The sequence below is a fragment of the Candidatus Competibacter phosphatis genome (genome assembly GCF_012939995.1).
In the GTDB taxonomy this organism is placed as follows: Bacteria; Pseudomonadota; Gammaproteobacteria; order Competibacterales; family Competibacteraceae; genus Competibacter; species Competibacter phosphatis.
Window position 1 is genome coordinate 1 of the sequence record NZ_SPMZ01000120.1, and the last position, 572, is coordinate 572.

Annotated in this window: 1 protein-coding gene and 1 pseudogene; one reads left to right on the forward strand and one right to left on the reverse strand. The window is 59.1% G+C overall.

Annotation, left to right across the window (positions count from 1 at the left end):
• Positions 1-315, forward strand: a pseudogene (locus E4P82_RS21405) (transposase); the annotation flags it as partial.
• Here E4P82_RS21405 and E4P82_RS21545 read toward each other — a convergent pair.
• On the reverse strand, positions 291-572 hold a 282-nt coding region (locus tag E4P82_RS21545), incomplete at its 5' end, for a hypothetical protein (protein ID WP_211203251.1). The pseudogene E4P82_RS21405 and the gene E4P82_RS21545 sit on opposite strands and share 25 nt — an antisense overlap.

Sequence of the window (572 nt, forward strand, 5' to 3'; positions counted from 1 at the left end):
ACCTCAATACCCATAAACCGGCTGCGCTCTCATCAGGCTTTCGAACCCGCCGTTGCTTGGCGTCTCCTCGAACGACTGGAAATCCATCACACCCCCAAGCACGGCAGTTGGCTGAACATGGCCGAGATCGAATTGAGTGTCCTGAGCCAACAGTGCTTGAATCGCCGTATCCCCGACGCCACCACCCTGGTCCGAGAGGTCGCCGCTTGGCAACAGGCTCGCAATGCCGATCCTCGGCCGGTGAACTGGCGCTTCACCACCGCAGATGCACGCATCAAACTCAAACGCCTCTATCCGTCAATCCAGGTCGGGTGAGGTACTAGTGCTCCTTCGGCGGTTTCGTTCGGATAGGAGGTGGTCAGGTAGATAAATCGGCCGCTGCCGCGATGTTGTTCCAGCTTACCCACGCGTTGCTTGAGATTCATGCCGCGCTCCGCACCCGCGTAAGGATGTTGCAATCCGTTCGTGCCGCGTCCAATTCGACCGGCGATAACCCGTGCAACCGGTTTGCCAAATCCAACAAGCCGGGGGTTGGAGCGGCAATCTCTTTCGACCAGCACCCAAGGTGCGGC